Source organism: Pseudomonas sp. NPDC089401 (assembly GCF_044749485.1).
Taxonomy (GTDB): domain Bacteria; phylum Pseudomonadota; class Gammaproteobacteria; order Pseudomonadales; family Pseudomonadaceae; genus Aquipseudomonas.
This window is the reverse complement of the sequence record NZ_JBIVIA010000001.1, coordinates 585,185-597,839: the sequence shown is the minus strand read 5'-3', so window position 1 is coordinate 597,839 and position 12,655 is coordinate 585,185. Positions and strand designations below refer to the sequence as shown.

The following is a 12,655-nucleotide window of genomic DNA, read 5'->3' as shown; positions in this document are numbered from 1 at the left end:
TCGCGGGCAAGCCCGCGAAGAGGCCGGCACGTTTTCAACTCTTCTTCTGGGCAAACAATGCATCGAGGCTCTGCTCGAAGGCGTGGTAACCGATGGCATCGTAGAGCTCCATGCGGGTCTGCATGGTGTCGATCACGTTCTTCTGCGTGCCGTCGCGGCGCAGCGCGGTGTAGACGTTGTCGGCCGCCTTGTTCATGGCGCGGAACGCCGACAGCGGGTACAGCACCAGCGACACGTCGACCGAGGCCAGCTCTTCGGTGGTGTACAGCGGCGTTGCACCGAACTCGGTGATGTTGGCCAGGATCGGCGCCTGCACCCGGTCGGCGAAGGTCTTGTACATCTGCAATTCGGTGATGGCTTCCGGGAAGATCATGTCGGCGCCGGCTTCGATGCAGGCTGCGGCGCGGTCCAGCGCGGCATTCAGGCCTTCCACAGCCAGGGCGTCGGTGCGCGCCATGATCACGAAGCTGTCGTCGGTACGGGCATCCACCGCAGCCTTGATGCGGTCGACCATTTCCTGCTGCGAGACGATCTCCTTGTTCGGCCGATGGCCGCAGCGCTTGGCGCCGACCTGGTCCTCGATGTGGATCGCGGCGGCGCCGAACTTGCTCATCGAGCGCACGGTGCGGGCGACGTTGAAGGCCGAGGCGCCGAAGCCGGTGTCGACATCCACCAGCAAGGGCAGGTCGCAGACGTCGGTGATGCGGCGCACGTCGGTGAGCACGTCGTCCAGGTTGCTGATGCCCAGGTCAGGCAGGCCCAGGGAGCCCGCGGCCACGCCGCCACCGGACAGGTAGATGGCCTTGAAGCCGGCGCGCTTGGCCAGCAGCGCATGGTTGGCATTGATCGCGCCAACCACCTGCAAGGGGTGCTCGGCGGCAACGGCATCGCGAAAACGCTGACCGGGGGTGCTCTTCACAGTCATTTCTCACCTCGTGGGCTGTTGTTGTGGGCGTCCAGGTAGTGACGCTCGATATTGCGCTTGGAGGCGCCGATGTGGCGGCGCATCAGGAGTTCGGCCAGCTCGCCGTCACGCTCGGCGATGGCATCGAGAATGCGGTGGTGTTCGGCAAAGGCCTGGCGCGGCCGGTTGGGCGTGGCGGAGAACTGGATGCGGTACATGCGCACCAACTGGTACAGCTCGCCGCAGAGCATCTTCACCAGGGTCTGGTTGCCGCTGCCCTGGATGATCCGGTAATGGAAGTCGTAGTCGCCTTCCTGCTGGTAGTAGCCCACCCCAGCCTGGAACGCGGCATCGCGCTCATGGGTGTCGAGCACCCGGCGCAGCTCGTCGATGTCGGCCTGGCTCATGCGCTCGGCGGCCAGGCGGCAGGCCATGCCTTCCAGGGATTCGCGGATTTCGTACAGTTCGATCAGCTCGGCATGGTTGAGCGACACCACCCGTGCGCCGACATGTGGCACCCGCACCAGCAGGCGCTGGCCCTCCAGACGGTGGATGGCTTCGCGCAGCGGGCCGCGGCTGATGCCATAGGTGCGCGCCAGTTCTGGCTCGGAGATCTTGCTCCCCGGGGCGATCTCGCCCTTGACGATCGCCGCCTGGATGCGCCGGAACACATGCTCGGACAAGGTTTCCGTTTCGTCGGAGGTTGCCGGGCTTGGCGTGGAGAGGTCCAGCATATTGTCGACACCTTACTGATCGCTTGAGCAGAAACTAGCGAATCAGATGAATCCAGTCAAAGACAAAATCAATATTGTCGACAATCGTCTAAGAACGAACTTACCCGATGATGGCGTTGTCAGATCGCGACGCGCTGGCGTCAAGGCATCGGCGTGATAGAATGCCGCGCTTTCCAATGGAGTATGGAAGTGTGTCCGTCTTCAATTGAGGTTGTTGACAGATTTACGAGGAAGCTTGCGCAGCCGTTGCCAGTCACCTTGCCCCGATCCCTGCACAGCACCGCGCCAGGACTATGAGACTTACACCCGTTTTATTGCTGCTATGCCTTTCTCTGCTGCCGGCCCTTGGCCAGGCGGCCGGCAAGACCGTGTACGGTCTGAACGAATACGCCCGGCTTGGCGACCTCGACCTGGAGGTAGCCGCCAAGCTCGACACCGGCGCCAAGACCGCTTCGCTCAGCGCCCGCGACATCAAGCGCTTCAAGCGCAATGGCGAGAGCTGGGTGCGCTTCTACCTGGCCATCGACGCCGCCCATTCGCACCCCATCGAACGGCCCCTGGCGCGCGTGAGCAAGATCAAGCGCCGCGCCGGCGACTACGATGCGGAGTCGGGCAAGGCCTATACTGCCCGTCCGGTCATCGAACTCGAAATCTGCATGGGCCAGGCCCGGCGCACCATCGAAGTCAACCTCACCGACCGCAGCGCGTTCCAGTTCCCGCTGCTGATCGGCTCCGAGGCGCTCAAGCACTTCGACGCGCTGGTCGACCCAAGCCTTAAATACGCGGCCGGCAAACCTGCCTGTGCCACCGACGCTCCCAAAGCAGAGTAATCCCGATGCGCTCTCTTACCCTCCATCTGAAAGTCCTGATCACCGTGCTGGTGCTGCTCGGCGTGGCGGTCACGGCTTATCAGATCTTCGTGCTCGGCATCCCGGTGACCGAGGATGAAACCGACGACCTGTGGAACATCGACGCCAAGGTCGAGTTCGTCGCCAGCACCAAGGATCCGGTCAAGATCCAGATGTTCGTGCCGCCGCTGAACCGCGACTACGTCAGCCTCAACGAGAGCTTCATCTCCAACAACTATGGGGTCAGCGTCAACCGCGCCGATGGCAACCGCAAGGTGACCTGGTCGGCGCGCCGCGCCAGCGGCAACCAGACCCTGTATTACCGCCTGGTGCTGACCAAGCGCTACAGCAACGAAAAGACCACCATCAAGGGCCCGACCTTCCGTGACAGCCTGGCCATCGAAGGGCCCGAGAAGATCGCCGCCGAAGCCCTGATGGCGCCGATCCGCCAGCACTCGGCCGACGTCGAGACCTTCGTCAGCGAGACCATCAAGCGGGTCAACAACCTCAACGACGACAACGTCAAGTTGCTGCTGGCCGGCGACACCTCGCCGATGAAGAAGGCCCAGGTCATCGACCTGCTGCTGTCGATCGCCCATGTACCGATGGAAAAAGTCCACACCATCCGCCTGGTTGCCGACACCCCACAAACGCCTGAACTGTGGCTGCGCAGCTTCAACGGCAACGACTGGCTGTACTTCAACCCGGACACCGGCGAGCAGGGCCTGCCGGCCGATCGCCTGCTGTGGTGGACCGGTGACGACAACCTGATCACCGTCGATGGCGGCAAGAAGGCCAACGTCACCTTCAGCATGAACAACAGCGAGATGAACGCCATCCGCCTGGCCAAGCTGACCGACGAGAACACCGACGCCGACTTCCTCGAGTACTCGCTGTACGGCCTGCCGCTGCAGACCCAGCAGACCTTCATGATCATGGTGATGATCCCGATCGGCGTGCTGGTGATCCTGATCCTGCGCAACCTGATCGGCATCCAGACCCTGGGTACCTTCACCCCGGTGCTGATCGCCCTGGCCTTCCGCGAGACGCAGCTGGGCTTCGGCATCGTGCTGTTCACGGTGATCACCGCGCTGGGCCTGTCGCTGCGCTCGTATCTCGAACACCTGAAGCTGCAGATGCTGCCGCGGCTGTCGGTGGTGCTGACCTTCGTCGTGGTATTGATTGCCGCCATCAGCCTGTTCAGCCACAAGCTGGGCCTCGAGCGCGGCCTGTCGGTGGCGCTGTTCCCGATGGTGATCCTGACCATGACCATCGAACGCCTGTCGATCACCTGGGAGGAACGCGGTGGTGGCCATGCCATGAAAGTGGCCATCGGCACCCTGTTCGCCGCCTCCCTGGCGCACCTGCTGATGATGGTGCCGGAGCTGGTGTACTTCGTCTTCACCTTCCCGGCGGTGCTGCTGGTGCTGGTGGGCTTCATGCTGGCGATGGGTCGCTACCGCGGCTACCGTCTGACCGAGCTGATGCGCTTCAAGGCATTCGTGAAGAAGGCGGACGCCTGATGTTCGGCCTGATCAAGACGTGGAAAGCCCTGGAGGCCCGGGGCATCATGGGGATCAACCGGCGCAACGCGGACTATGTGCTGAAGTACAACAAGCGCAGCCTGTACCCGATCGTCGACGACAAGATCATCACCAAGGAGCGCGCCCTGGCCGCCGGCATCCATGTGCCGGAGATGTACGGCATCATCGAGACCGAGAAGCAGATCGAAACGCTTCACGAGATCATCGGCGGGCGCAACGACTTCGTCATCAAGCCGGCGCAAGGCGCTGGCGGTGATGGCATCCTGGTGATCGCCGACCGCTTCGAGGACCGTTACCGCACGGTGTCGGGCAAGATCATCAGCCACGAGGAAATCGAGCACCAGGTGTCGAGCATCCTCACCGGCCTGTATTCGCTGGGCGGGCATCGCGACCGTGCGCTGATCGAGTACCGGGTGACCCCGGACCAGATCTTCAAGAGCATCAGCTACGAAGGCGTGCCCGACATCCGCATCATCGTGCTGATGGGCTACCCGGTGATGGCCATGCTGCGCCTGCCGACCCGCCAGTCCGGCGGCAAGGCCAACCTGCACCAGGGCGCCATCGGCGTGGGCGTGGACCTGGCCACCGGCGTGACCCTGCGCGGCACCTGGCTGAACAACATCATCAGCAAGCACCCGGACACCACCAACGCGGTGGACGGCGTGCAACTGCCGAACTGGGACGGGTTCATGAAGCTGGCGGCCGGCTGCTACGAGCTGTGCGGGCTGGGCTACATCGGCGTGGACATGGTCCTGGACCAGGACAAGGGGCCGTTGATCCTGGAACTCAACGCCCGCCCGGGCCTGAACATCCAGATCGCCAACGACACCGGGCTGACTCAACGCACCCATGCCATCGAGGCGCACATCGAGGCGCTGGCCAGGGACGGCATCACCGAGGACGCCGAGCAGCGAGTGCGGGTGGCCCAGAACCTGTTCGGGCACGTGCACCCGCGCTGATATCACCGGGGCTGCCTTGCAGCCCATTCGCGGGCAAGCCCACTCCCACAGGTATCGCACTGCTCTCAAGGCCTGCATTCCCCTGTGGGAGCGGGTTTACCCGCGAAGAATACGACGCGGTGTATGGCACCGGCTGCGCCGGTGTTCGCGGGTAAACCCGCTCCCACAGGGCTAGGCGCATTTCCCGCACAGGTCTACAATCGCCCTCCTCGCTTTTTACATCGCCGTCCACACTGATGCCGACCTGTACGCTCCACCCCCTGCCCTACCAGCCCGACCCCGCCGCCTATTTCGCCCGCCTGCGCCAGGCCCCCGGCGCGATCCTGCTCGACAGCGCCCGCCCCGGTGCCGAGCGTGGCCGCTTCGACCTGCTCAGCGCCTGGCCGGTGCAACACCTGCAAGCCCAGCCCGACGAGGACGGCCGCGCCTTCCTCCAACGCCTGCGCGCCGGTTTGCAGCAACTGGGCGAGGCGCAACTGCCCGCCGGCCTCGAACTGCCCTTCGCAGGCGGCCTGATCGGCTACCTGAGCTACGACTTCGGGCGTCGCCTGGAACAGCTGCCGAGCCTGGCCGTCGACGACCTCGGCCTGCCCGATGCGCAACTGGGCCTGTACGCCTGGGCCATGGTCAGCGACCATCGGCTGGGCACCAGCCAACTGGTGTTCCACCCCAGCCTCGCCCCTGAAGAGCGGACACGCCTGGTCACCTTGTTCGAAGCTGTCGACAGTTCGCCCCGTGGCGACTTCGAGCTGCTGGCGCCCATGCGGGGCGACCTGCAACCGGCGCAGTACAAGGCGGCCTTCGACCAGGTGCAGCGCTACATCCAGGCCGGCGACTGCTACCAGATCAACCTCACCCAGCGCTTTCGCGCACCCTGCCAGGGCGACCCCTGGCACGCTTACCAGGCCCTGCGCGAAGCCTGCCCGACACCGTTCTCCGGCTACCAGCAACTGGCCGACGGCAGCGCGCTGCTGAGTTTTTCCCCTGAGCGCTTCATCCGCGTCAGCCAGGGCCAGGTGGAGACCCGCCCGATCAAGGGCACCCGCCCACGCTCGGCCGATCCGGCAGAAGATGCGCGCAACGCCGAAGCGCTGCGCCACAGCCCCAAGGACCGCTCGGAAAACCTGATGATCGTCGACCTGCTGCGCAACGACCTGGGGCGCACCTGCGAGATCGGCTCGGTCAAGGTGCCGGAACTGTTCAGCCTGGAGAGCTACCCCAATGTCCACCACCTGGTCAGCAGCATCACCGGCCAGCTGGCCCGCGACAAGGACGCCCTGGACCTGATCGGCGACAGCTTCCCCGGCGGCTCGATCACCGGCGCGCCGAAGATCCGCGCCATGCAGATCATCGACGAGCTGGAGCCCGCCCGCCGCGCGCTGTACTGCGGGTCGCTGCTGTACCTGGACGTGCGCGGCGAAATGGACAGCTCCATCGCCATCCGCAGCCTGCTGGTCAGGGACGGCCAAGTCAGTTGCTGGGGCGGTGGCGCGGTGGTGGCCGACTCGGACTGGCAGGCGGAATACGAAGAATCGATCGCCAAGGTACGGGTGCTGATGGAGACCTTGCAGGGCTTGTGAGTGGCGCCGCCCTCTTCGCGGGCAAGCCCGCCCCCACAGCTAGCGCGCATCGCTGAAAGCCTGCGCTGTACCTGTGGGAGCGGGCTTGCCCGCGAAGCAGGCGACACCGATCTCGGTCCGTCTACCCCGCCATTTTTTGTTACCATCACCCCATTACGAGCGCACAGCGCCACAGCCAAGATGGAAACCGCCTGATGAGCCAACCCTTCGACGTCGCCGCCCTCGCCGCGACCTATGCCAACAAGTCCCCGCAGGACATCCTCAAGCTCGCCTTCGAGCACTTCGGCGATGACTTGTGGATCTCCTTCAGCGGCGCCGAGGATGTGGTGCTGGTCGACATGGCCTGGAAACTGAACAAGCAGGTCAAGGTGTTCAGCCTCGACACCGGCCGCCTGCACCCGGAGACCTACCGGTTCATCGACCAGGTGCGCGAGCAATACAACTTGCCGATCGAGATCCTCAGCCCGGACCGCGCCAAGCTCGACCCGTTCGTCAAGGACAAGGGCCTGTTCAGCTTCTACAAGGACGGCCACGGCGAGTGCTGCGGCATCCGCAAGATCGAGCCGCTGCGGCGCAAGCTCGCCACGGTCAGCGCCTGGGCCACCGGCCAGCGACGTGACCAGAGCCCGGGCACCCGCAGCCAGGTGGCGGCGCTGGAAATCGACGGCGCCTTCTCCACCCCCGAGCGCACCCTGTACAAGTTCAACCCGCTGGCGCAGATGAGCAGCGAGGAAGTCTGGGGCTACATCCGCATGCTCGAGCTGCCATACAACAGCCTGCACGAACGCGGCTTCATCAGTATCGGCTGCGAGCCGTGCACGCGCCCGGTACTGCCGAACCAGCACGAGCGTGAAGGCCGCTGGTGGTGGGAAGAGTCGACCCAGAAGGAATGCGGGCTGCACGCCGGCAACCTGATCAGCAAGGCCTGATTCACAGGCAAAGAAAAACCGGCCCTCGGGCCGGTTTTTTCATGCCGCCTGATCAGGCCTGGCAGACTCAGTGCACCGGCAGCTCGACGCCTTCGAACAGCTCTTCGAGCTCCTGCTTGTTGTGGCACTGGATGGCCTTGGCCATCACTTCGCGGGTCAGGTGCGGGGCGAACTTCTCGATGAAGTCGCACATGAACCCACGCAGGAAGGTGCCACGGCGGAAGCCGATCTTGGTGATGCTGGCTTCGAACAGCTCGCTGGCGTCCAGTGCCACCAGGTCATTGTCGAGCTTGGCGTCCACCGCCATGCCGGCGACGATGCCGACGCCCAGGCCCAGGCGCACGTAGGTCTTGATCACGTCGGCGTCAGCCGCGGTGAACACCACCTTCGGCGTCAGGCCACGGTGGTTGAAGGCTTCGTCCAGCTTCGAGCGGCCGGTGAAACCGAACACGTAGGTGACGATCGGGTATTCGGCGACCGCTTCCAGGGTCAGCTTCGGCAGCTTGGCCAACGGGTGCCCCTGGGGCACCACCACGCAGCGGTTCCACTTGTAGCACGGCATCATGATCAGGTCGCCGAACAGCTCCAGCGCCTCGGTGGCGATGGCGAAGTCGACGGTGCCGTCGGCGGCCATCTCGGCGATCTGCATCGGCGAGCCCTGGTGCATGTGCAGGGCCACTTCCGGGTACTGCTTGATGAAGCTGCTGATCACCGGCGGCAGCGCATAGCGCGCCTGGGTGTGGGTGGTGGCGATGGACAGCGTGCCCTTCTTCTCGTTGGAGAACTCCTGGGCGATCTGCTTGATGCTCTCGACCTTGCGCAGGATCTCGCCAGCGGTGTTGATGATGCGCTCACCGGCCGGGGTCACGCGGGTCAGATGCTTGCCACTGCGGGCAAAGACTTCAACACCCAGTTCGTCCTCGAGCAAGCGGATCTGCTTGCTGATCCCCGGCTGCGAGGTATACAGGCTCTGCGCCGTCGCGGAGACGTTGAGGTCATGGTGCGCCACTTCCCAGATGTAGCGCAGTTGTTGAAGCTTCATAGGTTTCCCTCGAATCGGCGGTAGGTCAGCGGCAGCAGGCAGCGACGGGATATAACTATATTAGTGGTTCCGGAAATAAAACTAGAACTATTTTGTTACATGCGTTTCTGAAAAATCCTACATACAGCTTCACGATTTCCTGCGCCCCAGGTGCTGCGAGAGCGGCACCATGTACACCGGCACCGGTGCCAGCTGCAGCAACCGCACCGCCGTGCGGCCAAGCGGCACATCCACCCCGGCGCCCGCACTGTGGCTGCCGAAGATCAACAGGTCGACACTCAGCCGCTGCGCCTGGTCGAGGATGACCTGGGCCGGATCACCCTGGCGCACCCGCACCGCCTTGATCAAGGCCAGGTCGGCATCCTCGCCCAGTTCGTCGCGGAAGTTTTCCAGCACGCGTTGCTCGATGTTGGCCATCACCGTGTTGACGCCCTCGCTGTGCAATGCGTCCAGCGTCTGCTCGTCGAGGTAGCTCTGCAACAGGGACTCGGCGAACTGCCCCATGGGCTCCACCGCGTGGATCACATAGAGCTCGGCATTGAAGGTACGGGCCAGGGTCAGGGCGTGCTGCATGACAAAAGGGGCGTAGACACCGAGGTCGGTGGCATACAGCATGGAGCGGATCATTCGACCTCCTCGACTGCCGCTGCGGCAGAGCAAGCTTCAGCTTAGCAGTGCGCCGGGCCCACGCCTGGCCGTCCGGCGTACTGCTGCCGCGGGCTGCAGAGGATTCAGCCGGCGCGATTGGCGCGTTCGATGAAGGCCAGGGCCTGGTGCAACATCTGCATGCGCGGCAAGCTGCAACCGGCCGCCTGCGCCCGGGCCAGCGGCTCGGCGTAGATCGCCTGCAACTCCAGCGGGCGTTGCTGGGCATGGTCGTGGTACATGCTCGGCCAGTAGTCGGGCATCTGCTCGGTGATGCGCAACAAGTGCTCGGCATAACCTTCGGGCAACGCATGGCCACACGCGGCGGCGCCCTGCACCACTTCGGCCATCAGCGCCTGGATCAGCTCGCGGCTATCGGCATCGGCCATCAGCGCCGTGGTGCTGGCACCCAGCAACACCGACAGACCGTTGTAGGGCACGTTCCACACCAGCTTCTGCCAGCGCGCCTGGCCGAGGTCGTCCATGGCCTGGGAGTCGATGCCCGCGGCACGGAACAGCCCCGCCCCGGCCTCGGCAATGGCCCCGCCGCCACCCTCGCCAGGGCCACTGTGATAACCCAGGTTGACGGCGCCCAGCGCCTGGTGGCGAATCACGCCCGGAGCCTGGCGATTGACACAGATGAAGCACAGTCCGCCAAGCAAATGCAGGTCATCGCGCAGGCTCGGGCGCAACTGCTCTTCGACACCCAGACCGTTCTGCAGCAGCACGACGTTGGCGCCAGGTGCCGCGGCCTGGACGATCAGGGGCGCCAGCTCGGCATTGCTGGTGGCCTTGGCCCCCACCAGCAGCCAGTCGCACGGCGGCATGTCGGCCGCGCTGGCGTAGGCCTGCACCGGCATCTGCACGGCCCCGTGCACGGCACTGTCCAGCGTCAGCCCGTGAGCGCGAACCACGTCATATTCACTGCGCAGGAGGAAATGCACATCGAAGCCGGCCCGCGCCAGCATCAGCCCGTAAAAGCCACCAATGGCACCGCTGCCGATGATGCCGATGCGAGGTTTGCGAAGGTCCATGCTGTGCTCCCGGGAGGTTTTCAGTGCGCTTTTTTACACCGTTTGGGCTGTTCTGCGCACCCCAGTCGCGCCATCAACCCCACGCACCAGGGAAAAACCCTGCAAGCGCAGGGCTCAAGCCATTGTCGCGCCCCCTGTAACGCGCTAAGGTTCGGCTCCCCGCTGCGAACATTCTTGCTGCTGGGCCGCACGGGGAAAGTTGGCGGCCGGCACCCGTGACCTGACGAGTAACACGATGGCTGATTTACCGATCGACGACCTTAACGTTGCCTCCAACGAGACCTTGATCACCCCCGATCAGCTCAAGAAGGAAATCCCCCTCAGCGCCAAGGCCCTGCAGACCGTGACTGCCGGCCGCGAAGTGGTGCGCAATATTCTCGACGGCAAGGACCATCGCCTGTTCGTGGTGGTCGGCCCCTGCTCCATCCACGACATCAAGGCCGCCCACGAATACGCCGAACGCCTCAAGGTGCTGGCCGAGGAAGTCTCCGACACCCTGTACCTGGTGATGCGCGTGTACTTCGAGAAGCCACGCACCACCGTCGGCTGGAAAGGCCTGATCAACGACCCGTACCTGGATGACTCGTTCAAGATCCAGGATGGCTTGCACATTGGCCGCCAGCTGCTGCTGGACCTGGCCGAGATGGGCCTGCCGACCGCCACCGAAGCGCTCGACCCGATTTCCCCGCAGTACCTGCAGGACCTGATCAGCTGGTCGGCCATCGGCGCCCGCACCACCGAATCGCAGACCCACCGCGAAATGGCCTCGGGCCTGTCCTCGGCGGTCGGCTTCAAGAACGGCACCGATGGCGGCCTGACCGTGGCCATCAACGCCCTGCAGTCGGTCTCCAAGCCGCACCGTTTCCTCGGTATCAACCAGGAAGGCGGCGTGTCGATCGTCACCACCAAGGGCAACCCCTACGGGCACGTGGTGCTGCGTGGCGGCAACGGCAAGCCGAACTATGACTCGGTCAGCGTCGCCCTGTGCGAGCAGGACCTGGCCAAGGCCAAGATCAAGGCCAACATCATGGTCGACTGCAGCCACGCCAACTCCAACAAGGACCCGGCCCTGCAACCGCTGGTCATGGAGAACGTCGCCAACCAGATCCTCGAAGGCAACCAGTCGATCATCGGCCTGATGGTCGAAAGCCACCTGAACTGGGGCTGCCAGTCGATTCCGAAGAACCTCGACGAGTTGCAGTACGGCGTCTCGGTCACCGATGCCTGCATCGACTGGTCGGCGACCGAAAAGACCCTGCGCAGCATGCGCACCAAGCTCAAGGACGTGCTGCCGCAGCGCAAGCGCGGCTGACCCTTGCGGCAAAAGAAAACGCCGGGCATTGCCCGGCGTTTTCGCATCTGGCGACTGGCGCCGCGTGTTCAGGCCTTGCTCGAGTGGCGCTGTTGGCGCTCCATGTAGCGCTCAACGTACGAGCAGGACGGGATTACCGTGTATCCCATCTGTTCGGCGTATTCCAGGGCCTTTTCGGTCAACGCCGCCGCAATGCCGCGGCCACGCAGGGCGTTGGGTACGAAGGTGCGATAGATGTCCAGCGTCTGCTTGCCAAGGTCCATGTACGTCAGGTAGGCACGATGACCGTCCACGTTGGTCTCGAACTGATGACCGGCCTGGTCATGGTGGATGGTCAGCGCTTCACTCATCACTACTCCTCGCAGGTCTTCTTGGCAGACCCTAACCTTAACCGAAAGTGGTTTATCCGGCGGAGGAACCTCTACGCCACCTCTTGGCCCTTCGACCCCGGGTCGACGGTATTGGTTCGACCTGGCCGGGCACTCCCAAATAGTAGGCGCGGCAAGCCGGATTGCTCAAGGTGGGGCGCTTAAAAAGTCGCCAGACGCCGCGTCGGGCCTGAGCCCTGACAGCGCCCACAACATCAGCCGGATGTACTGGGCTTAAGACGCCCAAAGACAGTTAAAGTCACCGTTAGTTCAACAAAAAAGTTACGCTACTACAGGCGCTTGCGAGCGCTGCACAGGTTTTTCACAAATCCCCTACAATTCTTGTCGGCTAGCCGGCTTGCAACATATTTTTTTGCAGTTCTTGCGCTCAGTCAGTTTACTTACTACAAGTAATGGGTACTATGTACGCCGGCCAGTTTCTCTTTTCCGAGAGATGGCTATTTAATAGAAAGTCCTTGAAGGGGAACACGATGAACAACGTTCTGAAATTCTCTGCTCTGGCCCTGGCCGCAGTTCTGGCTACCGGTTGCAGCAGCGTCTCCAAAGAAACCGAAGCCCGTCTGACTGCGACTGAAGACGCAGCTGCTCGCGCTCAAGCCCGTGCTGACGAAGCCTACCGCAAGGCTGACGACGCTCTGGCCGCCGCTCAGAAGGCTCAGCAGACCGCTGACGAAGCCAACGAGCGCGCTCTGCGTATGCTGGACAAAGCCAGCCGCAAGTAATAATCCTCACGGA

At 63.7% G+C, this 12,655-nt stretch carries 13 protein-coding genes; 7 read left to right on the top strand and 6 right to left on the bottom strand.

Features of this window, described 5'->3' with window-relative positions:
- Nucleotides 1–34: 34 nt before the first annotated feature.
- Nucleotides 35–925, bottom strand: coding sequence for a methylisocitrate lyase (gene prpB, locus ACIP21_RS02790; RefSeq protein WP_400683676.1), 891 nt, complete (start codon nucleotides 923–925; stop codon nucleotides 35–37).
- Nucleotides 922–1,638, bottom strand: coding sequence for a GntR family transcriptional regulator (locus ACIP21_RS02785; RefSeq protein ID WP_400683673.1), 717 nt, complete (start codon nucleotides 1,636–1,638; stop codon nucleotides 922–924). Before ACIP21_RS02785 ends, prpB begins: the two co-directional genes overlap by 4 nt.
- Before the next feature lie 293 nt (nucleotides 1,639–1,931).
- Between ACIP21_RS02785 and ACIP21_RS02780 the strand changes: the two genes are divergently transcribed.
- From ACIP21_RS02780 to ACIP21_RS02760, 5 genes are all read left to right on the top strand, one after another.
- On the top strand, nucleotides 1,932–2,468 hold the full coding sequence (locus ACIP21_RS02780; RefSeq protein ID WP_054901718.1) for an ATP-dependent zinc protease: 537 nt from the start codon (nucleotides 1,932–1,934) through the stop codon (nucleotides 2,466–2,468).
- 5 nt (nucleotides 2,469–2,473) lie between these two features.
- Nucleotides 2,474–4,009 (top strand): inactive transglutaminase family protein, encoded by a 1,536-nt coding sequence (locus ACIP21_RS02775; protein WP_400683671.1) that lies wholly within the window; start codon nucleotides 2,474–2,476, stop codon nucleotides 4,007–4,009.
- Nucleotides 4,009–4,989, top strand: coding sequence for an alpha-L-glutamate ligase-like protein (locus ACIP21_RS02770; protein WP_400683669.1), 981 nt, complete (start codon nucleotides 4,009–4,011; stop codon nucleotides 4,987–4,989). The genes ACIP21_RS02775 and ACIP21_RS02770 overlap by 1 nt, the downstream gene beginning before the upstream one ends.
- 236 nt (nucleotides 4,990–5,225) lie before the next feature.
- On the top strand, nucleotides 5,226–6,569 hold the full coding sequence (pabB, locus tag ACIP21_RS02765; protein ID WP_400683667.1) for an aminodeoxychorismate synthase component I: 1,344 nt from the start codon (nucleotides 5,226–5,228) through the stop codon (nucleotides 6,567–6,569).
- Between the two features lie 194 nt (nucleotides 6,570–6,763).
- Nucleotides 6,764–7,498: a phosphoadenylyl-sulfate reductase gene (locus ACIP21_RS02760; protein WP_400683664.1), complete on the top strand. Its 735-nt coding sequence runs from the start codon at nucleotides 6,764–6,766 to the stop codon at nucleotides 7,496–7,498.
- A gap of 67 nt (nucleotides 7,499–7,565) precedes the next feature.
- Here ACIP21_RS02760 and cysB read toward each other — a convergent pair whose 3' ends face one another.
- From cysB to ACIP21_RS02745, 3 genes are all read right to left on the bottom strand, one after another.
- Nucleotides 7,566–8,540: an HTH-type transcriptional regulator CysB gene (cysB, locus tag ACIP21_RS02755; protein WP_400683662.1), complete on the bottom strand. Its 975-nt coding sequence runs from the start codon at nucleotides 8,538–8,540 to the stop codon at nucleotides 7,566–7,568.
- 129 nt (nucleotides 8,541–8,669) lie between these two features.
- The gene (locus ACIP21_RS02750; RefSeq protein WP_400683660.1) at nucleotides 8,670–9,167 is read right to left on the bottom strand and encodes a universal stress protein; all 498 of its coding nucleotides are present in this window, start codon (nucleotides 9,165–9,167) and stop codon (nucleotides 8,670–8,672) included.
- A gap of 104 nt (nucleotides 9,168–9,271) precedes the next feature.
- A complete protein-coding gene (locus tag ACIP21_RS02745) occupies nucleotides 9,272–10,219 on the bottom strand; it encodes a putative 2-dehydropantoate 2-reductase (protein WP_400683658.1) in 948 nt (315 codons plus the stop codon).
- Between the two features lie 235 nt (nucleotides 10,220–10,454).
- On the opposite strand from ACIP21_RS02745, the gene ACIP21_RS02740 reads away from it, so the two are divergent.
- Nucleotides 10,455–11,531, top strand: a complete 1,077-nt coding sequence (locus ACIP21_RS02740; protein ID WP_400683656.1) for a 3-deoxy-7-phosphoheptulonate synthase — start codon at nucleotides 10,455–10,457, stop codon at nucleotides 11,529–11,531.
- A gap of 68 nt (nucleotides 11,532–11,599) precedes the next feature.
- On the opposite strand, the gene ACIP21_RS02735 is transcribed toward ACIP21_RS02740, so the two are convergent.
- Nucleotides 11,600–11,881, bottom strand: a complete 282-nt coding sequence (locus ACIP21_RS02735) for a GNAT family N-acetyltransferase (protein WP_084854752.1) — start codon at nucleotides 11,879–11,881, stop codon at nucleotides 11,600–11,602.
- 509 nt (nucleotides 11,882–12,390) lie between these two features.
- On the opposite strand from ACIP21_RS02735, the gene oprI reads away from it, so the two are divergent.
- Nucleotides 12,391–12,642, top strand: a complete 252-nt coding sequence (gene oprI / locus ACIP21_RS02730; RefSeq protein ID WP_003259780.1) for an outer membrane lipoprotei OprI — start codon at nucleotides 12,391–12,393, stop codon at nucleotides 12,640–12,642.
- Nucleotides 12,643–12,655 lie beyond the last annotated feature (13 nt).

Excerpts from the sequence above, each read along its gene's own strand:
- prpB (WP_400683676.1), bottom strand. The coding sequence starts at position 925 with ATGACTGTGAAGAGCACCCCCGGTCAGCGTTTTCGCGATGCCGTTGCC.
- ACIP21_RS02785 (WP_400683673.1), bottom strand. The coding sequence starts at position 1,638 with ATGCTGGACCTCTCCACGCCAAGCCCGGCAACCTCCGACGAAACGGAA.
- ACIP21_RS02780 (WP_054901718.1), top strand. The coding sequence starts at position 1,932 with ATGAGACTTACACCCGTTTTATTGCTGCTATGCCTTTCTCTGCTGCCG.
- ACIP21_RS02775 (WP_400683671.1), top strand. The coding sequence starts at position 2,474 with ATGCGCTCTCTTACCCTCCATCTGAAAGTCCTGATCACCGTGCTGGTG.
- ACIP21_RS02770 (WP_400683669.1), top strand. The coding sequence starts at position 4,009 with ATGTTCGGCCTGATCAAGACGTGGAAAGCCCTGGAGGCCCGGGGCATC.
- pabB (WP_400683667.1), top strand. The coding sequence starts at position 5,226 with ATGCCGACCTGTACGCTCCACCCCCTGCCCTACCAGCCCGACCCCGCC.
- ACIP21_RS02760 (WP_400683664.1), top strand. The coding sequence starts at position 6,764 with ATGAGCCAACCCTTCGACGTCGCCGCCCTCGCCGCGACCTATGCCAAC.
- cysB (WP_400683662.1), bottom strand. The coding sequence starts at position 8,540 with ATGAAGCTTCAACAACTGCGCTACATCTGGGAAGTGGCGCACCATGAC.
- ACIP21_RS02750 (WP_400683660.1), bottom strand. The coding sequence starts at position 9,167 with ATGATCCGCTCCATGCTGTATGCCACCGACCTCGGTGTCTACGCCCCT.
- ACIP21_RS02745 (WP_400683658.1), bottom strand. The coding sequence starts at position 10,219 with ATGGACCTTCGCAAACCTCGCATCGGCATCATCGGCAGCGGTGCCATT.
- ACIP21_RS02740 (WP_400683656.1), top strand. The coding sequence starts at position 10,455 with ATGGCTGATTTACCGATCGACGACCTTAACGTTGCCTCCAACGAGACC.
- ACIP21_RS02735 (WP_084854752.1), bottom strand. The coding sequence starts at position 11,881 with ATGAGTGAAGCGCTGACCATCCACCATGACCAGGCCGGTCATCAGTTC.
- oprI (WP_003259780.1), top strand. The coding sequence starts at position 12,391 with ATGAACAACGTTCTGAAATTCTCTGCTCTGGCCCTGGCCGCAGTTCTG.